Here is an 18,052-nt window from a genome sequence, read left to right as displayed (position 1 = left end):
TGATGGGCCTTGGGGGTTCCATAAAAGACTTTTCATCGCAGGCAAGTCCTGCAAATCCAGGCCGAACAAGGCCTGGGGTTGAGCCGCGAGGTTTTTTAGGCGCAGAATGGTCGCCCTTGGGGTCTTACCTCGCCTGCTAGAAAAGGAAACTCGATGACTCGTCTTCGTGCCATCTGTACCGCGGTTGCTCTGGTTTGCGCCAGCGGCCAAGTTTTTGCCGATACCGCCAGCCATAACGCCAGTGCCGAAGCCTTCCTTACCCTGGCCCACGCTGACAAGCTGGGTACCCCGGTGTACATGCAAGTGCAGCAAATGTTCGCCCAGCGTTTCGAACAGACCAAGGCGCCTGCCGCCAAGCAGTCCGTACTGGACAGCTACCAGGCCAAGGCCAACGCCGCGCTGGACCAAGCCATCGGCTGGCCGAAGCTGAAACCGGACATGGTCAAGCTCTACACCACCAACTTCAGCGAATCCGAACTCAAGGACCTGGTTGCCTTCTACCAGTCGCCACTGGGTAAAAAAGTCCTGGAAAAAATGCCGCAGCTGACCCAGCAATCGGCCCAGATGACCCAGGCCAAGCTGGAAAGCGCTGTGCCGGTAGTCAACAAGCTGTTGGAAGACATGACCAACGAGCTGGCGCCAAAAGCCGCCGCACCGGCCAAGAAGAAGTAAGCAGGAATGACCATGCAACAGCGTATCGAAACGGCGCTCGCCGCCCTGAGCCCGCAACACGTGAGCGTGCTGGATGAAAGCCATATGCACAGCCGTGGGTTGCAGACCCACTTCAAGGCCGTGCTGGTCAGCCAGCAGTTCGAAGGGCTTAACCGCGTCAAGCGCCATCAGACGGTCTACGCCACGCTGGGTAACCTGATGAGCGAGTTTCATGCGTTGGCGCTGCATACCTACACGCCTGAAGAATGGGCGAAAATCGACGCAGCCCCGGCCTCGCCGACCTGCGCCGGAGGGCATTGAAGCAGCCACAAGTTGTCAGCTGCACGCGACAAGATTAGAGCCCTCGCAGCTGCCTTCTTGCTACAATCCCCAACGCGCCGCCTAGTCGGCGCGTTTTTTTTGCTTTTACTTGCAGCTTGCGGCTAAAAAACCCAGCTGCCGTTATCCGGTTCACCCCTTACGAGGGTAGCCACCTGGAGAGAACACCCATGACTCAACCGATTGTCGTGGCGGCACTGTATAAGTTCGTCACCCTCGAAGATTACGTCGCCCTGCGCGAGCCACTGCTGCAGGCGATGGTCGACAACGGCATCAAAGGCACGTTGCTGATCGCCGAAGAAGGCATCAACGGCACCGTTTCCGGCAGCCGCGAAGGCATCGATGGCCTGATGGCGTGGCTGAAGAACGACCCACGCATGGACGACATCGACCACAAAGAGTCGTACTGCGATGAGCAGCCGTTCTATCGCACCAAGGTCAAGCTCAAGAAAGAGATCGTGACCCTGGGCGTCGAAGGCGTCGACCCGAACAAAAAAGTCGGCACCTACGTCGACCCGCAGGACTGGAACGCGCTGATCAGCGACCCGGAAGTGCTGTTGATCGACACCCGTAACGATTACGAAGTGTCCATTGGCACCTTTGAAGGCGCGATTGACCCGAAAACCACCAGTTTTCGCGAATTTCCCGACTACATCAAAGCCAACTTCGACCCGGCCAAGCACAAGAAAGTCGCCATGTTCTGCACCGGTGGCATTCGCTGTGAAAAGGCTTCGAGCTACATGCTCAGCGAAGGCTTTGATGAGGTGTACCACCTCAAGGGCGGCATTCTGAAGTACCTCGAAGAGGTGCCGCAGGCAGAGACCAAATGGCAGGGCGACTGCTTTGTGTTCGACAACCGCGTGACCGTGCGCCACGACTTGAGCGAAGGCGACTACGATCAATGTCATGCCTGCCGTACACCGGTGAGCGTCGAAGACCGCGCGTCCGAGCACTATGTGGCTGGCATCAGCTGCCCGCATTGCTGGGATAAGCTGCCGGAGAAGACCCGTCGCAGCGCGATTGACCGGCAAAAGCAGATCGAGCTGGCCAAGGCCCGCAATATGCCGCACCCGATTGGCTTCAACTATAAGCAAACCCCTTCCGAGGCCTGACCCATGCCCGCGCGCCTGCTCTATGTGATGGACCCGATGTGTTCCTGGTGCTGGGGCTTTGCCCCGGTGGCCGAAGCGTTGGTCGAGCAGGCCCAGGCTGCGGGCGTTGAGCTGCACCTGGTGGTGGGTGGTTTGCGCACCGGCAGTGGCGCGGCATTGGAGCCGACCACCCGGCGCTACATCCTTGAGCACTGGCAGGCGGTCACCGAAGCCACCGGTCAGCCGTTCACACGTGAAGGCGCGTTGCCCGATGGTTTTGTCTATGACACCGAGCCCGCGTGCCGCGCCATCGTCACGGCGCGCAGCCTGGCGCCGGATTGCGCGTGGAAGCTGCTGGGGTTGATCCAGCGCGCGTTTTACGTCGAGGGCCGCGATGTGACCCTGGCCAGCGTGCTGGTCGAACTGGCCGAGGAGGCGGGCATCCCGCGTATCGAGTTTGCCGGCGCGTTCGACCGCGCCGAGCAGCACGCCGCGACGGCCGCTGATTTCACCTGGGTGCAGGATCTGGGCATTGCCGGTTTCCCGACCCTTCTGGCGGAGCGTAACGGTCAGTTGGCCTTGTTGACCAACGGCTACCAGCCGCTGTCCGAGCTGTCGCCATTGCTCGCCCGCTGGTTGGAGCGAGCCACCTGTGCATGACCAGCCCGACCGGACCGACCGACTGACCTGGGCGGAAATTCGCCGTCTGGCCCTGCGCCACAAAAAATCGCTGTGGATTGCCAATGGCGTCGCTGTGCTGGCGACGTTGTGCAGCGTGCCGATTCCCTTGCTGTTGCCCCTGCTGGTCGACGAAGTGTTGCTGGGCCGTGGCGATGCCGCGCTCAAGGTGATGAACAACGCGTTGCCCCTGGGCTGGCAGAAGGCTGCCGGTTATATCGGCCTGATGTTGTTGGTGACGCTGTGCCTGCGTTGCGGCGCACTGGTGTTCAACGTGGTGCAGGCGCGGCTGTTTGCGCGGATGGCGAAGGACATTGTCTATCGCATTCGCGTGCGCCTGATTGAGCGGCTCAAGCGCATTTCCCTTGGCGAATACGAAAGCCTGGGCAGCGGCACGGTCACCACGCACCTGGTCACCGACCTGGATACGCTGGACAAATTTGTCGGCGAAACCCTCAGTCGCTTCCTGGTGGCCATGCTCACGCTGGTCGGTACTTCGGCGATTCTGGTGTGGATGCACTGGCAGCTGGCGCTGCTGATCCTGCTGTTCAATCCGCTGGTGATCTACGCCACGGTACAGCTGGGCAAACGCGTCAAACACTTGAAGAAGCTTGAAAACGACAGCACGTCGCGCTTTACCCAGGCGTTGACCGAAACCCTCGACGCGATTCAGGAAGTGCGGGCGGGCAACCGCCAGGGCTTTTTCCTCGGGCGCCTTGGCCAGCGCGCCCAGGAAGTGCGCGACTACGCGATCCACTCCCAATGGAAAACCGACGCCTCCAGCCGTGCCAGTGGCTTGTTGTTTCAGTTTGGCATCGACATCTTCCGCGCTGCGGCGATGCTCACCGTGCTGTTTTCCGACTTGTCCATCGGCCAGATGCTCGCGGTGTTCAGCTACCTGTGGTTCATGATCGGGCCGGTGGAGCAACTGTTGAACCTGCAATACGCTTACTACGCGGCGGGCGGGGCGCTGACGCGGATCAACGAGCTGCTGGCGCGCGCCGACGAGCCGCAGTATGCCGGCGGCGCAGACCCGTTTACCGGGCGTGAGACCGTCGGCATCGAGGTGCGCGGCCTGGATTTCGGCTACGGCGACGAACTGGTGCTCGACCAGTTGAACCTGGCCATTGCGCCGGGTGAGAAGGTCGCGATTGTCGGCGCCAGTGGCGGCGGCAAAAGTACTTTGGTGCAACTGCTGCTGGGGTTGTATACGCCGCAAGCCGGCAGCATTCGCTTCGGCGGGGCCACCCAGCAGGAAATCGGGCTTGCGACCATCCGCGAAAACGTCGCCGTGGTGCTGCAACACCCGGCGTTGTTCAACGACACCGTGCGCGCCAACCTGACCATGGGGCGCACCCGCAGCGACCAGGCCTGTTGGCAGGCACTGGAAATCGCCCAGTTGGATGCTACCGTCAAGGCACTGCCGTTGGGGCTGGACAGCGTAGTGGGGCGCTCCGGCGTACGCTTTTCCGGCGGTCAGCGTCAACGCCTGGCCATTGCGCGAATGGTGTTGGCCGAGCCCAAAGTGGTGATTCTGGATGAGGCCACGTCCGCCCTGGACGCCGCCACCGAGTACAACCTGCACCTGGCGCTGGCGCGGTTTCTCAGTGGGCGTACTACACTGATCATCGCGCACCGGCTTTCAGCGGTGAAACAGGCTGACCGGGTACTGGTGTTTGATGGTGGGCACATCGCCGAGGATGGCGATCATCAGCAGTTGATCGCTGACGGTGGCCTGTACGCCAAGCTCTACGGACATTTGCAGCAAGTTAGGTGATGTTGGGTTTGCAATGATTGACTCTGGCAGGCACAAGAGTCTCCCCAGGAAATAGCGGCTTTCCTGCGCCGTTCAAGGTTCAGGCGCTGAATCGAGCCGGCGCCCTTGAGCGGATCGAGCGAATTTAGCCAAGATTGTGCTGTCAGGAGCGTTAATCACTCGCCTGTTTTTGGTAGTGCTTGTGCAAGGGACCTCATGAAGCAAAAGCGCACTCTCGGAACGACGTTAAGTACGCCTCGGTTGTTGGGCATCGTCTGGCCGTTTATCGCGGTGGTACTGTTCCAGGCATTGCTGGGTTGCGTCAGCCTCTACATGCTCTCGGCGGTACGCGGTTATGTGGCCGGTGAAAGCCTGTGGTCCAAGGGCCAGAAAGATGCGATCTACTACCTGACCCTTTACGCCGACAACCGCGATCCGGCCACTTACCTCAAATACCAGCAAGCCATCTCAGTGCCCCAAGGCGGGCATGAATTGCGCATTGCCCTCGACCGGCCCACCCCCGACCTGACGGCCGCGCGCCTGGGTATCCTCAAGGGCGGCAACCACCCTGATGACGTTTCCAGCCTGATCTGGCTGTACCTCAACTTCCGCCATTTCAGTTATCTGGAAAAGGCCATCGAGCTGTGGACCGTGGGCGACGGTTACCTGGTGCAACTGGATGACCTGGCGCGCACCATGCATCGGGCGATCAGCGCTGACCAGGCCAGCAGCACCGACGTGCACGCCTGGAAAACGCGCATCACCGCCATCAACGACGGCGTTACGCCGGCTGCCAAGGCCTTCAGTGATGCCCTGGGCGAGGGCTCGCGGGTCATCCTGCGCCTGCTGTTGATCACTAACCTGGCCACCGCACTGGGCCTGATCGTGCTGGCCCTGCTGCGCACCCACAAGTTGCTGACCCAGCGCCATGCCTTCGCCGATGCCCTGCAGGTGGAGAAGGAGCGAGCGCAGATCACTCTTGAGTCGATCGGCGACGGCGTGATCACCACCGACGTCGACGGCGCCATTGCCTACATGAACCCTGCGGCGGAGGCACTGACTCACTGGCGCTCGGCGCAGGCCCAAGGGTTGCCCCTGGCGGCGCTGTTCAAGCTGCTGGACGAAAACGCCGAGCCGGACGGTTTTACGCTGCTGGAGCACATTATCAAGGGCCAGCTCAGTGGCGGCAGCGAACATTCGAAGCTGATCCAGCGCCTGGACGGCAGTACCGTTTCAGTGACGTTGGTGGGCGCGCCGATTCGCAGTGCAGGCAAGGTCAGCGGCGCGGTGCTGGTGCTGCACGACATGACTCAGGAGCGTCAATACATTGCCAACCTCTCCTGGCAAGCGACCCACGATGCGTTGACCGGCCTGGCCAACCGCCGCGAATTCGAGTATCGCCTTGAGCAAGTGCTGCACCCTGCGGGGCGCCAGCAAAGCGGGCGGCATGCGCTGATGTTTCTCGACCTTGACCAGTTCAAATTGGTCAACGACACCTGCGGTCATGCGGCGGGCGATGAGTTGCTGCGCCACATCTGCGCACTGCTGCAATCGGACCTGCGTGAGGGTGACACGCTGGCGCGGCTGGGCGGGGACGAGTTCGGCATTCTGCTGGAGAACTGCCCGGTACCTGTGGCGGAAAAGATCGCCGAGAGCCTGCGCCATACCGTGCAAAGCCTGCATTTTGTGTGGAAGGGGCGGCCCTTCATGACCACTGTCAGTATTGGCCTGGTGCACATTTCGCAAACCCCGACCACGCTGGAAGCCTCGTTACGAGCCGCCGACATGGCGTGCTACATGGCCAAGGAAAAGGGGCGCAACCGTGTGCAGGTCTACCACGCGGATGACTCGGAGTTGTCCGTGCGTTTTGGCGAGATGGCTTGGGTGCAGCGCCTGCACATGGCGTTGGAGGAGAATCGCTTTTGCCTCTACGCGCAGGAAATCTCCCCGCTGGGCCAAACAGATGGCGGCAATGGCCATATTGAAATCCTGCTGCGCCTGCACGACGAGGCGGGCCGGATCATCCTTCCCGACAGTTTTATCCCCGCCGCCGAACGTTACGGTTTAATGACTTCGCTGGACCGCTGGGTGGTGGAGAACGTATTCAAGATCATCGCTCGTTGCATGCACGAGCGTGCGGGCCGACCTATGGCCATGTGTGCGATAAATCTGTCAGGGATAACTATTGGAGATGACGATTTTCTTGGGTTTTTACGTGAGAAATTCGAGACTTACAGCATTCCGCCTGAAATGATTTGTTTTGAAATAACCGAAACCAGCGCTATAGCGAATTTGGGCAGTGCAATTCGCTTTATTAATGAACTCAAAGCCTTAGGTTGCCATTTTTCGCTCGACGATTTTTGCGCCGGAATGTCCTCATTCGCCTATCTGAAACATTTACCTGTAGACTTCCTGAAGATCGATGGAAGTTTCGTAAAGGATATGCTGGACGACCCGATTAACCGCGCTATGGTCGAAGTGATCAACCACATCGGCCATGTCATGGGTAAGCGCACAATTGCCGAGTTTGTTGAAACACCGCAAATCGAACAGGCGTTACTGGAGATAGGTGTGGATTACGCTCAGGGCTACCTGATTGAACGCCCGCAATTGTTTACCTTTGACAGCTTGCAGTGTCGACCTGTGCGGCCGCAGCCTCTGTTATTCAAGGCGCCCGGCACATTCCGCTGAAACTTTGCTGGTCTGTACAATCACACTTAAAAAGGAGCCTTACAGTGATCGACACATTCAACAGAACCGGCCCGCTTATGGAAGCCTCGAGTTACCCCGCCTGGGCGCAGCAATTGATCCAGGACTGTAGCGAGAGCAAGCGCCGAGTTGTCGAGCACGAACTGTATCAGCGCATGCGTGACAACACGCTCAGCGCCAAGACCCTGCGTCACTACCTGATCGGTGGCTGGCCAGTGGTTGAACAGTTTGCCTTGTACATGGCACAAAACCTCACCAAGACCAAGTTTGCCCGTCATCCTGGGGAGGATATGGCGCGCCGGTGGTTGATGCGCAATATTCGCGTGGAGCTCAACCACGCCGACTATTGGGTGCATTGGGCCCGTGCCCACGGCGTCAGCCTGGAAGAACTGCAAGCGCAGAACGTACCGCCTGAACTGCACGCACTGAGCCATTGGTGCTGGCATACCAGCTCGGCCGATTCGTTGATTGTCGCGATTGCCGCCACCAACTACGCGATCGAAGGCGCAACCGGTGAGTGGTCGGCGGTGGTGTGCTCGACCGGTGTGTACGCGGCAGCCTTCCCTGAGGAAGACCGCAAGCGCGCCATGAAGTGGTTGAAGATGCACGCGCAGTATGACGACGCCCACCCATGGGAAGCGCTGGAAATCATCTGCACCCTGGCCGGGATGAACCCCAGCAAAGCCCTGCAGGTAGAGCTGCGTCAGGCGGTGTGCAAGAGCTACGACTACATGTACCTGTTCTTGGAAAGCTGCATGCGGTTGGAGAACGAAAAAGCAAAGGCGCCTGCGGCCACTCGCGAACGTCAGGTTCGCGTCGCCAGCGAGGCGTGATGTAAGCGTGATGGCGGGGTGTTTACCCCGCCATTGCCAAGCGGTTGCGACCTTCGCGCTTGGCCACGTACAAGGCGTTGTCGGCACGGCGCAACAGGCTTTCGGCAGACTCGGCGGCCAACAGCGTCGAACATCCCAGGCTCACCGTCAGCTCGACCCGTGTGGTCTCCGCCCAATAGTCCTGAGCTTGTGCCGCCTTGCGCAGGCGCTCGCCAACCATCCCTGCCGCGTCCCGGCCGGTGTTGGAGAGCAGGATCAGAAACTCTTCCCCGCCAAATCGAAACACCATGTCGACATTGCGCAACTGGCTCTTGATCGCCCCGGCCACCGCGCGCAGGACGGTGTCGCCGGTTGCATGGCCGTGAGTGTCGTTGATGTTCTTGAAGTGATCGATGTCCAGCATCAGCAGGGACAACGGGTTCATGTGCCGCCGGGCCATGTCGATTTCGCGTTGCAGGGTCTGGTCCATGGCCACGCGATTACCGGTTTCGGTCAACGGGTCGCGCAGAGCGCTGCGAGTGGCGGCGCGGTAGAGCAGGGCATTGCGCATCGGGTAAAGCAAGGTTGCCAGCAGCGCTTCAAGCTGGACCAGTTCGTCTTCCAGCAAGCGTTGATTGCGTCGAAATACCAGCTCGCCCAAGTGCTCACCTTCATGGCTCAAGGCATAGCTCACCGAGTGGTGGCCGCGATGACCAAATTCCAGGCGCAGGTCGCTGGCTTCGTGGCGATACTGCAATGCGTCCAGAGGCACCAGGCGCTGAATCTCGCGAAAGAACAGGCCAAGGATGCGCTGGGGCTCCAGACTGACTTGCAATTGTTGGCTCAATTGCTGACGAAGCTGGGCAAACGACGTCGGTCGACGGGGTGGCAGGAGAGATGGCTGACCAAAACCCAGGCGTTGCAATTTGGCACTGTCGAAGTCAATTGCGTGAGTCTGGGTCGGTGTTTTCATAAGCTATCTGCCTCTAAGCACTTAACTGTCTTACAGGCTGCGTGAGAGTGGCGAGTGCCAAGCGTCTTACTGTTCCTTCAGTTCCGTAAAACATTGGTAACAGTTTAAACCGCTTTACCATGGGTTATAACCCCTGGATACCGCCGCACGTCTTGTCATCGCCTAACCTGCTTGAAAGGGATTAGAGCGAGATTCATGCCATTTCGTTTAACTTATTAAAACTTCTTATAAATCAACGACCGTTTTACAGAGTAAAAACAGTCGTTGGGTAATGACGTCAGTTATTTGGCTGATTGAACCAGCGTAGTGCTGTCAATCTGGTCAATCGACGTCACGCCGGTCAGCGTCATGGCCACGCGCATCTCCTTGGCGAAGATGTCCAGCAGGTTTTCAACGCCGTGCTGGCCATCGGCGGCCAGCGCGTAGGCCGTCGCGCGTCCCAGCAGGCAGGCCTTGGCACCCAGTGCGAGCATGCGCACCACATCCAGCCCGGAACGGATGCCCGAGTCGACCAGTACCGTCAGGTCATCGCCAACCACATCGGCAATCGGCGGCAAGGCTCTGGCGGTGGAGAGCACGCCATCGAGCTGACGGCCGCCGTGGTTGGAGACCACGATACCGTCGGCGCCGAAACTCAGCGCATCCTTGGCATCCTGCGGGTCGAGAATGCCTTTGATGATCATCGGGCCTTTCCAGAATTCACGGATCCACTCCAGGTCTTTCCAACTGATGGACGGGTCGAAGTTGTTGGCCAGCCAGCCGATGTAATCTTCCAGATGAGTAGGTTTGCCGAGGTATTTTGAGATATTGCCCAGGTCGTGCGGGCGGCCCATCAGGCCTACGTCGAAGGCCCATTGCGGTTTGGTGACCGCTTGCAGCATGCGTCGCGATGCCGCGAACGGCCCGGACATGCCGGAGTGCGCATCGCGGTAACGCGCGCCAGGCGTCGGCATGTCCACGGTGAATACCAGTGTGGTGACCCCGGCAGCCTGCGCACGCTCCAGCGCATTGCGCATGAACCCACGGTCCTTGAGCACGTAGAGCTGGAACCAGATCGACTGCGGGCTCTGCGACGCCACTTCTTCAATCGAACACACCGACACCGTCGACAAACAAAACGGAATGCCCTGGTTCGCCGCTGCCTTTGCCGCTTGCACCTCACCGCGCCGCGCGTACATGCCGGTAAGCCCCACCGGGCTCAGGATCACGGGCATGGCCAGTTCCTGGCCGAACAGGTGGGTCTTGAGGCTCAGGTTGTCGACATTGCGCAGGATGCGCTGGCGCAGGCTGATCTCGGCCAAATCCGAACTGTTGGCGCGCATCGTGTGTTCGGCGTAGGCGCCGCCGTCGATGTAGTCGAACAGAAAGCGCGGCAGTTTGCGCTTTGCGGCTGCGCGGTAATCGGAAGCGGACGAGATGATCATCAACAGGGTCTCCACAAGGCAAGGTGGGTTCAGCATAAGGAAATATCTGGCATGATAAAAACAACTTTTATCGCTAGCAGCCAGTCGCTAAAGGAATACCGATGAACCTCAGAACATTGCGCGCCTTTGTCGAAGTGGTGCGTCAGGGCGGTTTCTCCCAGGCGGCCCAGGTGGTGTCCCTGACTCAGTCCACCGTGAGCAAGGCGGTCAAGACGCTGGAAGATGAGTTGGGTACGCCGCTGCTCAATCGCCTCGGCCACAGGAACGAACTGACCGCCGCTGGCGAAATTGCCTACCGCCGCGCGCTGGTGTTGCTCGCTGAACGCAACGATTTGGTGGCCGAGATCAACGACCTGCGCGGGCTCAAGCGCGGCGTATTGCGCATTGGCTTGCCGCCCGTGGGCTGCGGCGTGTTGTTTGCCGCGATGTTCGCCGCTTACCGCAGGCTGTACCCGGATATCGATATCGAGCTTACCGAGTATGGCAGCAAGAAATTGCGTGAATGCCTGGAAGCCGGGGAGGTCGATCTGGCGGCGCTGCTGTTGCCCATGGATGAAGATTTCGACTATCAGTCGGTGCGCAACGAACCCTTGATGGCCGTGCTGCCCATGAGCCATCCACTCGCCCAACGCACACGCATTGATTTCAACGACTTGGCGGATTCGCCGTTTATCCTGTTCGAAGCGGGTTTTGCCCTGAATGCCAAGATCCTTGCCGCCTGTGAACGCAAAGGCGTGACGCCGAGGGTGACGGCCCGCAGCGGCCAGATCGACTTTATCGTCGACTTGGTGGCGGCGGGGCTAGGCGTCGCTTTCCTGCCGCGCATGCTTGCGCACAAGCATCAACAACCCGGCATCGCCTTGATTGCCCTGGACGAGGCGCACACTGATTGGCACATCGCCCTGGCGTGGCGCGCCAGTGCGCACCTGCCGCCCGCCGCCCGCGCCTGGCTGGACCTGGCCAAGGAAATGGCCAGCCCGGTATAGACGTTTGCAGTGGTTATCCGAGGGAATTCTGGAAAATATGCCTCAGTGCTTGACTTCTTCTTTTTAATCAGTAACATACGGCGCATTCCGCGATAGCTCAGTTGGTAGAGCAAATGACTGTTAATCATTGGGTCCCTGGTTCGAGTCCAGGTCGTGGAGCCAGATAGAGAAAAGCCTGCAGAGATGCAGGCTTTTTTTTGCCTTGGATTTGGTGCGCCATCACGCGTTGATGCTCTCGGTTCGCCAGTCCTACGATCGCACTCGAATAGCGGCTCAAGGCTATCTCTTCATTATTCCCCACATCAACCGCACGATTCGAATGTGTTGGTTCGCAATCAAACCGAATTAGTGGAAGTGGTCAGCGAGCGCGTGCGTCTCAGCCGTAGTGCCAGGCGTTAATGCTTGCTCGGGAAGCAGATGCGCGTGAACAGTCTTTGAGGATTTGCACCCGCGTGTTGGCGGCAAGTGCGTGGCGGATGGCCAAGTCGGGCAGATAGGCGATACCGATGCCCTGCACGGCAAAGCAAATCCGGGCTTCGAGGTTGTTGCAGATCATGGCGGTCGGCAGCGCCAGATTGATATTTAAATCGCCTCAGCTTTAAGGAGTTGCCTGTGACACCCTCACCCAGCGTATCCGCCGCGTCCGACCGCCTGCCCATCGGCGCATTGCTCGCGCTGGCCATGACCGGCTTCATCTGCATCGTCACCGAAACCCTGCCCGCCGGCCTGCTGCCGTTGATCAGCGAGGGCCTGGCGATTTCGCCGTCGTTGGCCGGGCAGATGGTCACCGCCTACGCGCTGGGTTCGGTGCTGGCGGTGATCCCCATGACCATTGCCACCCGCGGCTGGCGCCGGCGCAATGTGCTGTTGCTGACCATCGTCGGGTTTCTGCTGTTCAATTCCATCACTGCGCTGTCGTCGCACTATGGCGTAACCCTGGTGGCGCGCTTCTTCGCCGGCGTGGCGGCAGGGTTGGCCTGGAGCCTGCTGGCCGGTTACGCCCGCCGCATGGTCGCGCCGCATCAACAGGGCAGGGCGCTGGCCTTGGCGATGGTCGGCACGCCGATTGCGCTGTCGCTGGGTGTACCGCTGGGCACTTGGCTGGGCGGGCTGGTGGGCTGGCGTACCACGTTCGGCCTCATGTCGGCGCTGACGCTGATGTTGATTGTGTGGGTGCTGGTGAAATTCCCGGACTATCCGCCCCAGGCCGCGCACCAGCGTGTGTCGCTCGGCAAGGTGCTGACCACGCCCGGTGTACGGCCCGTGCTGGCGGTGGTGATCAGTTGGATGCTGGCGCACAACATTCTGTACACCTATATCGCCCCGTTCGTGGCGCTGGCCGGCTTGGGCGACCGCGTGGATGTGGTGCTGCTGGTGTTCGGGATTGCTGCGTTGGCGGGGATTTGGCTGACGGCCAAGTTGGTCGAACCGCTGTTGCGCCGCACCGTGCTGGTCAGCCTGGCGACGTTTGCGGCCGTGAGCGTGGTGTTCGGTTTTGTAGGCAATAGGCCGCAGGTGATTTACCTCGGCGTGGCAGTGTGGGGTTTGAGTTTTGGCGGCGCGGCGACCTTGCTGCAAACAGCCCTCGCGGACGCGGCGGGTGACGGCGCAGACGTGGCGCTGTCGCTGAACGTGGTGGCATAGAACAGCGCGATTGCCGGCAGTGGCGTTGTGGGCGGCGTACTGCTCGATACCTGGGGCGTTGCCTCATTTCCCTGGGCGATGGCGTTGTTGGTCGCGCTGTCGTTTGCGATTGCCTGGCGCGCGCACACCCATGCCTTCAAGCCAGGCGCGCGCGGGGCGGGCAAGCCCGCCGTGGCGGGGCATTGACAGGGTTGCTGAAAAACGCGTGAAGAGGCCGCACTAAAATGCCTTGCGAGGGTCAATAAACCTCGCAAGATCATCCACTTGGCTCCGCCAGCGGAGCCTGCCGCTTACTCCCTTTCAAAGAAGTCATGCATGCACCTGCGCAAAATTGCAGTCGGGCTGTCAGCCCTTGTTTTGCTTTCCACCGGGGCAGATGCCCGTGGTTTGTTCGACCTTATCAAGCCACCCGCCCAGGCACACACTTCACGCGCAGGCTCGACCAGCCAGCGCGCGGCCCTCGACCTCTATTCCAGCAAGCAACAGCAACCCACGTTCGCCAGCTGCGCCGATCTGTTCCCCGGTGCAACACCGATCAACACCGCCACCGTGCCCAGCACCATGAAACCCATGGCGTTGTGTTCCGATAATTTTGCGGTGCTCTACTCGCAAACGAGCAAGACGCCGCTGGTGGTGGTCGAGCGCTTGAACGCCGCGCAGCTCAGGAACGCCAAAGGCGAGGAACGCACCAACCAGTTCTACGCAGACCCGCGCATCCCCAAAGGCGCTCGCGCCGAGTTGAGCGACTACCGCAGTCAGCACCCGGCCGTGGACCGTGGTCATCAGTCTCCGGCGGCCGACGCGCCGAGCGCGAACGCCATGGCGCAATCCTTCGCGCTGTCGAACATGGTGCCGCAAGACCCTACCAACAACCGCAAGATCTGGAGCAAGGTCGAGGCGGATGTGCGCAAGTTTGCCGTGCGTGCCGGCGGCGATGTGTTTGTGTTCACTGGCCCGTTGTTCGACGCGGGCTACAGCACCATCGGCGACAACAAGGTCTGGGTGCCGACGCGCCTGTTCAAGCTGGTGTACGACGCCTCGTCGAAACGTGCCTGGGCCTATGTGCTGCCCAACGCTGAAACGCGCATCCAGAAGCCGATGGACTACGAGACGTTTGTGAAGAGCACTGGCCTCAAGCTGCTGGGCAATCTGCCGGTCACGGGGTCGGTGGGTCGGACGTGATCACCTGCGGCCGATCCAGCTGGCGCTTGATTGTGTAGAGCGCCACGCCCACCGCCAGGATGCCTGACACCGCGCCGACCACCAGCGCCCAGCGCGGGCCCAAGTGGTCGGCGACCCAACCGACGATGGGCGCGCCAATTGGCGTGCCGCCCAAGGCGACGGCGACGCGCAGGGCGATTACCCGGCCGCGCATCGCGGGCTCGGTGGTCAGTTGCATCAGGCTGTTGGTGGTGTTGCTGAAGGTCATGGCGCCCACGCCGATGACCACCAGCGCAATCGCAAACGTCCAGTAATTGGGCGCCAGGGCTGCCAGCATGCAGCCAAATCCAAACACTGCCGCACCGGTCAGCAGAGACTTGAACCGGGGGCGTTCGCTGCCCGCGGCAATCAGCGCACCGGCGATGGTGCCGATGGCCAGGGTCGAGGTCAGCAGCCCGTAGCCGCGCGCGTCGGCATGGAACACGGTGACGGCCATGGTCGAGATGAAAATCGGGAAGTTCATGCCGAAGGTGCCGATCAGAAACAGCATCAGCAGGATCGCCTTCAGGTCCGGCCGTGCCCACACGTAACGCATGCCTTCGGTAAGGCTGCCTTTGGTACGCAGCGCGCGCACCTTGGTGTGTTGAGTTGAGACGCGCAGGAAAAACAGCGACGCCAGCACCGCAAAAAAGCTCGAGCCATTGAGCAGGAACGCCCAGCCGGTACCCACCGACGCGATGGTCACGCCGGCCACGGCCGGGCCGATCATGCGCGCCATGTTGAACGAGGTGGAGTTGAGTGCGATGGCGTTGGACAAGTCCTTCTCGCCCACCAGTTCCGCGACGAAAATCTGCCGCACCGGCGCATCGAATGCCGAGGCGCAGCCGGATAAAAACGCGAACACGTACACATGCCACAGCTGCACGAAGCCGGTGATGGTGAACACGCCCAGCGTCAGCGCCAGCAGGCCCATCACCGCCTGAGTGAAGATCAACAGCTTGCGCTGGTCGTAGTGATCGGCGGCAAACCCGGTCCACGGCAGCAACAACAGTTGCGGCCCGAACTGCAGCGCCATCACGATACCCACCGCGGCGGCGTTGTGCGGCGTGAGTTGAGTCAGCACCAGCCAATCCTGGGCGGTGCGTTGCATCCAGGTGCCGACGTTGGACACCAGCGCGCCGGCGGCCCAGATGCGGTAGTTGGGGCTGCGCAGGGAACGGAACGTGCCGAGGAAACTCATGACGGCTTCAGTTCCCCCGGTTGTCGAGCAACTCGATGATGGCTTTCGCCGTGCCCGATTCGCCCAGCTTGGGGAACACGTGCTGCAGGCTGTAGGCGTGGGCCTCGGGGCTGACGTCGGTCATGGCATCGATGGCCAGGGTCACGTTGAAGCCGAATTCATACGCCTGCCGCGCGGTGGCTTCGACGCCGGTGCCGGTGACGACGCCCGTGATCACCACTTGCGTGACATTGAGCGCCTTCAACTGCGCTTCAAGGTCCGTATTGGCGAAGGCGCCCCAACTGCGTTTGGTCACCAGAATGTCGCTGGGCTGCTGGCCGAGTTGCGCAATCAAATCGGCCCAATCGGCTGGCAGCTCAGTGCTGCGACGCGGCCGCTCGGTGCGTCCCGGCGCAAAGCCGCTGACATTCACCAGCGCCACCGGCAGCCCGCGTTCGCGAAAGGCGTCGAGCAGTGCACGCGACCGCTCTATCACCTCGCCAATGGGATGAATAAAAGGGTAACCCACGATGCCGTGTTGCAGGTCCACGATGATCAGGGCGGTTGTTGCATCCAGCGAGGTGACAGCCATGCTATTTCCTCAATCGGGTGATTCAAAAGTCGGCGAGGCGCTCCAGCAGTTTCACCGCAGCGGCGAGTTCGTGTTGTTCCTGGGGTGACAGCTGTTCCTGCAGCGCGTGCAGCAGCCAATCGTCTTTGGCGGCGCGGCTTTGGGTCAGGTGTTTGCGCAAGGTGGGCGTCAGTTCGATCAGCGTCTGCCGGCCATCGGATGGGTCAGGCTTGCCGCTGACGGCTTGCATTGCCTCAAGCCCAGCCACGGTGATGCGCATCGACTGCGGCCGCACACTTTCAGCGCGGGCGAGGGCGGACACGGTCGTCGGGCCATCGCGGTCCAGGCGCAGCAACACCGACTTTTGCGCGGTGGTGAAATCATCGGGGTGAGTCTGTTCGCGCAGGCGGCGGATCAGCTTGCCCAGTGAGATGCGCAGTTCGGCGGCCAGGGTGGCGGTGTCAGGAGAAGAGTCGGTCATGCCTTAACCGTAGCACCCGTGCAGGAAAACTCTACAGTTTGGCTGTATAAATTTTTCTTCATAAAGGCTACTTGTTGTGGCGAGTGGGCTTGTTGTGGCGAGCGGGCTTGCCCCGCGTTGGGCTGCGAAGCAGCCCCAGTTCGGTTAACGCGATTTTCCAGTAAGACCTCGCTGGCAGGTTTTAGGGCCGCTTCGCGCCCCAGTGCGGGGCAAGCCCGCTCGCCACAGGATGCCCGCTGGTCAAAATAAGCGAGCGCACCACACCACGGCCCTCGGTTTATACTCGCCCCCCATTGCAAACCTTCAAACTCAAACAACCCGAGATCCCCGATGAGTACCTCTCTCTCCCTTGCCCCCGCGCGCAAGCCTATCGCGCCGCTGGTGGCTTTTATCATCTTGGTGGCGGGCGCCGTGTTCCTGCAAAGCAGTGTCGGCTCACGCCAGGTGCTGTTGCTGGTGGTCGGCGCGGCACTGGGTTTGACCCTGTATCACGCCGCCTTTGGCTTTACCTCGGCCTGGCGCGTGTTCATCAATGATCGGCGTGGCGCCGGCTTGCGAGCGCAGATGGTGATGCTGGCGGTGGCGGTCGTGCTGTTTTTCCCGGCGCTGGGGGCAGGCACGCTGTTTGGTCAGCCGGTGGTCGGGCTGGTGGCGCCGGCCGGCGTGTCGGTGGTGTTTGGCGCGTTTATCTTCGGCATCGGCATGCAGCTGGGCGGCGGTTGTGCCTCGGGCACGTTGTTCACCGTGGGCGGCGGCAATGCGCGTATGTTGGTGACGTTGTTCTTCTTCATTTGCGGGTCGTTGATCGCCACCCACCATGTTGATTGGTGGTTTGCACTGCCGGCGTTTCCGGCGGTGTCCATCGTCAAAAGCTTCGGCGTCGTACCGGCGCTGCTCTTGAGCCTGGCGGTGTTCGCGATCATTGCAGCCGTCACCTTGCGCCTGGAGAAGGGCCGTCATGGCCAACTGGAAGAGGGCGTGACCAGCGAGCACACCGGCCTGCGCCGTTTCCTGCGCGGGCCGTGGCCCTTGGTATGGGGCGCGATTGGCCTGGCGCTGCTCAACTACGCCACCCTGGCGCTGGCCGGGCGGCCGTGGGGCATTACCTCGGCGTTCGCGCTGTGGGGCGCCAAGGTCGCCAGCGGTTTGGGTGTGGACGTGGCCAACTGGGTGTTCTGGCAGGTGCCGGGCAATGCCAAGGCCCTGGCCGCACCGGTGTGGGAAGACATCACCAGCGTGATGGACATCGGCATCGTCCTTGGTGCGCTGCTGGCGGCCGGCCTGGCCGGGCGTTTTGCGCCAAGCCTGAAAATCCCCGCGCGCTCGCTGGTGGCGGCGGTGATCGGTGGCTTGTTGCTGGGTTACGGTTCGCGCCTGGCGTACGGTTGCAATATCGGCGCGTACTTCAGCGGCATCGCCTCGGGCAGCCTGCATGGCTGGGTATGGTTGGTGGCGGCGTTTATCGGTAACGGCGTGGGCGTGCGGTTGCGTCCCTTCTTCTTTGCGGGCGAGCGGCCGCAGGTGGCGTTGAGCGGCTGCTGAGCGAACCAGTGAGGT

Annotated in this window: 16 protein-coding genes, 1 tRNA gene and 1 pseudogene; 12 read left to right on the top strand and 6 right to left on the bottom strand. The window is 61.1% G+C overall.

What is annotated here, in order from left to right; translation table 11 throughout:
* Window positions 1-153: 153 nt before the first annotated feature.
* The 7 genes from ACP7B3_RS05625 (at window position 154) to ACP7B3_RS05595 (ending at window position 8,057) form a co-directional block, all read left to right on the top strand.
* The gene (locus ACP7B3_RS05625; protein WP_003175221.1) at window positions 154-672 is read left to right on the top strand and encodes a DUF2059 domain-containing protein; all 519 of its coding nucleotides are present in this window, start codon (window positions 154-156) and stop codon (window positions 670-672) included.
* A gap of 6 nt (window positions 673-678) precedes the next feature.
* Complete coding sequence (locus tag ACP7B3_RS05620; RefSeq protein ID WP_426178367.1) at window positions 679-972, top strand: BolA family protein; 294 nt, start codon at window positions 679-681, stop codon at window positions 970-972.
* A 188-nt stretch (window positions 973-1,160) separates the two neighbouring features.
* A complete protein-coding gene (locus ACP7B3_RS05615) occupies window positions 1,161-2,102 on the top strand; it encodes a rhodanese-related sulfurtransferase (protein WP_131700399.1) in 942 nt (313 codons plus the stop codon).
* Window positions 2,103-2,138: 36 nt separating this feature from the next.
* Window positions 2,139-2,741 carry a DsbA family protein gene (locus ACP7B3_RS05610; RefSeq protein WP_177410076.1) on the top strand — a complete coding sequence of 201 codons (603 nt, stop codon included), beginning with the start codon at window positions 2,139-2,141 and terminating at the stop codon, window positions 2,739-2,741.
* The gene (locus ACP7B3_RS05605; RefSeq protein ID WP_426178365.1) at window positions 2,734-4,536 is read left to right on the top strand and encodes an ABC transporter ATP-binding protein; all 1,803 of its coding nucleotides are present in this window, start codon (window positions 2,734-2,736) and stop codon (window positions 4,534-4,536) included. Before ACP7B3_RS05610 ends, ACP7B3_RS05605 begins: the two co-directional genes overlap by 8 nt.
* Window positions 4,537-4,731: 195 nt before the next feature.
* Entirely contained in the window at window positions 4,732-7,206 is a 2,475-nt protein-coding gene (locus ACP7B3_RS05600) for an EAL domain-containing protein (RefSeq protein WP_426178363.1), read from the top strand.
* Between the two features lie 77 nt (window positions 7,207-7,283).
* Window positions 7,284-8,057 (top strand): TenA family transcriptional regulator, encoded by a 774-nt coding sequence (locus ACP7B3_RS05595; RefSeq protein WP_277933581.1) that lies wholly within the window; start codon window positions 7,284-7,286, stop codon window positions 8,055-8,057.
* 22 nt (window positions 8,058-8,079) lie between these two features.
* On the opposite strand, the gene ACP7B3_RS05590 is transcribed toward ACP7B3_RS05595, so the two are convergent.
* Window positions 8,080-9,009, bottom strand: a complete 930-nt coding sequence (locus tag ACP7B3_RS05590; protein WP_369301195.1) for a GGDEF domain-containing protein — start codon at window positions 9,007-9,009, stop codon at window positions 8,080-8,082.
* Window positions 9,010-9,290: 281 nt separating this feature from the next.
* Window positions 9,291-10,433 carry an FMN-dependent L-lactate dehydrogenase LldD gene (gene lldD, locus ACP7B3_RS05585; protein WP_242195446.1) on the bottom strand — a complete coding sequence of 381 codons (1,143 nt, stop codon included), beginning with the start codon at window positions 10,431-10,433 and terminating at the stop codon, window positions 9,291-9,293.
* A gap of 101 nt (window positions 10,434-10,534) precedes the next feature.
* On the opposite strand from lldD, the gene ACP7B3_RS05580 reads away from it, so the two are divergent.
* Both ACP7B3_RS05580 and ACP7B3_RS05575 read left to right on the top strand, forming a co-directional pair.
* Window positions 10,535-11,419, top strand: a complete 885-nt coding sequence (locus ACP7B3_RS05580; protein ID WP_119742410.1) for a LysR family transcriptional regulator — start codon at window positions 10,535-10,537, stop codon at window positions 11,417-11,419.
* An 86-nt stretch (window positions 11,420-11,505) separates the two neighbouring features.
* Window positions 11,506-11,581: transfer RNA gene (locus ACP7B3_RS05575), tRNA-Asn, on the top strand.
* 214 nt (window positions 11,582-11,795) lie between these two features.
* On the opposite strand, the gene ACP7B3_RS05570 is transcribed toward ACP7B3_RS05575, so the two are convergent.
* Window positions 11,796-11,975 (bottom strand): hypothetical protein, encoded by a 180-nt coding sequence (locus ACP7B3_RS05570; protein WP_426178360.1) that lies wholly within the window; start codon window positions 11,973-11,975, stop codon window positions 11,796-11,798.
* 56 nt (window positions 11,976-12,031) lie between these two features.
* Here ACP7B3_RS05570 and ACP7B3_RS05565 point away from each other — a divergent pair.
* Window positions 12,032-13,249, top strand: a pseudogene (locus ACP7B3_RS05565) (MFS transporter).
* A gap of 129 nt (window positions 13,250-13,378) precedes the next feature.
* Window positions 13,379-14,245: a DNA/RNA non-specific endonuclease gene (locus ACP7B3_RS05560; RefSeq protein WP_426178358.1), complete on the top strand. Its 867-nt coding sequence runs from the start codon at window positions 13,379-13,381 to the stop codon at window positions 14,243-14,245.
* Here ACP7B3_RS05560 and ACP7B3_RS05555 read toward each other — a convergent pair.
* The 3 genes from ACP7B3_RS05555 to ACP7B3_RS05545 are packed head-to-tail and all read right to left on the bottom strand — an operon-like array spanning window position 14,220 to window position 16,495.
* Window positions 14,220-15,464, bottom strand: coding sequence for an MFS transporter (locus ACP7B3_RS05555; RefSeq protein ID WP_426178356.1), 1,245 nt, complete (start codon window positions 15,462-15,464; stop codon window positions 14,220-14,222). The two genes, ACP7B3_RS05560 and ACP7B3_RS05555, sit on opposite strands and share 26 nt — an antisense overlap.
* A gap of 7 nt (window positions 15,465-15,471) precedes the next feature.
* The gene (locus tag ACP7B3_RS05550; protein WP_426178354.1) at window positions 15,472-16,035 is read right to left on the bottom strand and encodes an isochorismatase family protein; all 564 of its coding nucleotides are present in this window, start codon (window positions 16,033-16,035) and stop codon (window positions 15,472-15,474) included.
* A gap of 22 nt (window positions 16,036-16,057) precedes the next feature.
* Window positions 16,058-16,495 (bottom strand): MarR family winged helix-turn-helix transcriptional regulator, encoded by a 438-nt coding sequence (locus ACP7B3_RS05545; RefSeq protein WP_262207896.1) that lies wholly within the window; start codon window positions 16,493-16,495, stop codon window positions 16,058-16,060.
* A 330-nt stretch (window positions 16,496-16,825) separates the two neighbouring features.
* Here ACP7B3_RS05545 and ACP7B3_RS05540 point away from each other — a divergent pair, with 330 nt between their 5' ends.
* Window positions 16,826-18,037 carry a YeeE/YedE family protein gene (locus ACP7B3_RS05540; protein WP_426178352.1) on the top strand — a complete coding sequence of 404 codons (1,212 nt, stop codon included), beginning with the start codon at window positions 16,826-16,828 and terminating at the stop codon, window positions 18,035-18,037.
* Window positions 18,038-18,052: the final 15 nt, after the last annotated feature.

Origin of the sequence: Pseudomonas sp. TWRC1-2 (assembly GCF_049896685.1) — a bacterium.
Taxonomy (GTDB): Bacteria; Pseudomonadota; Gammaproteobacteria; order Pseudomonadales; family Pseudomonadaceae; genus Aquipseudomonas.
Note: the sequence above shows the minus strand (reverse complement) of the source record. Positions and strands in the feature narration are given on the sequence as shown.

Coding starts and splice junctions, on each gene's coding strand:
- ACP7B3_RS05625 (WP_003175221.1), top strand. CDS start 154: ATGACTCGTCTTCGTGCCATCTGTACCGCGGTTGCTCTGGTTTGCGCC.
- ACP7B3_RS05620 (WP_426178367.1), top strand. CDS start 679: ATGACCATGCAACAGCGTATCGAAACGGCGCTCGCCGCCCTGAGCCCG.
- ACP7B3_RS05615 (WP_131700399.1), top strand. CDS start 1,161: ATGACTCAACCGATTGTCGTGGCGGCACTGTATAAGTTCGTCACCCTC.
- ACP7B3_RS05610 (WP_177410076.1), top strand. CDS start 2,139: ATGTGTTCCTGGTGCTGGGGCTTTGCCCCGGTGGCCGAAGCGTTGGTC.
- ACP7B3_RS05600 (WP_426178363.1), top strand. CDS start 4,732: ATGAAGCAAAAGCGCACTCTCGGAACGACGTTAAGTACGCCTCGGTTG.
- ACP7B3_RS05595 (WP_277933581.1), top strand. CDS start 7,284: ATGGAAGCCTCGAGTTACCCCGCCTGGGCGCAGCAATTGATCCAGGAC.
- ACP7B3_RS05590 (WP_369301195.1), bottom strand. CDS start 9,009: ATGAAAACACCGACCCAGACTCACGCAATTGACTTCGACAGTGCCAAA.
- lldD (WP_242195446.1), bottom strand. CDS start 10,433: ATGATCATCTCGTCCGCTTCCGATTACCGCGCAGCCGCAAAGCGCAAA.
- ACP7B3_RS05580 (WP_119742410.1), top strand. CDS start 10,535: ATGAACCTCAGAACATTGCGCGCCTTTGTCGAAGTGGTGCGTCAGGGC.
- ACP7B3_RS05570 (WP_426178360.1), bottom strand. CDS start 11,975: ATGATCTGCAACAACCTCGAAGCCCGGATTTGCTTTGCCGTGCAGGGC.
- ACP7B3_RS05560 (WP_426178358.1), top strand. CDS start 13,379: ATGCACCTGCGCAAAATTGCAGTCGGGCTGTCAGCCCTTGTTTTGCTT.
- ACP7B3_RS05555 (WP_426178356.1), bottom strand. CDS start 15,464: ATGAGTTTCCTCGGCACGTTCCGTTCCCTGCGCAGCCCCAACTACCGC.
- ACP7B3_RS05550 (WP_426178354.1), bottom strand. CDS start 16,035: ATGGCTGTCACCTCGCTGGATGCAACAACCGCCCTGATCATCGTGGAC.
- ACP7B3_RS05545 (WP_262207896.1), bottom strand. CDS start 16,495: ATGACCGACTCTTCTCCTGACACCGCCACCCTGGCCGCCGAACTGCGC.
- ACP7B3_RS05540 (WP_426178352.1), top strand. CDS start 16,826: ATGAGTACCTCTCTCTCCCTTGCCCCCGCGCGCAAGCCTATCGCGCCG.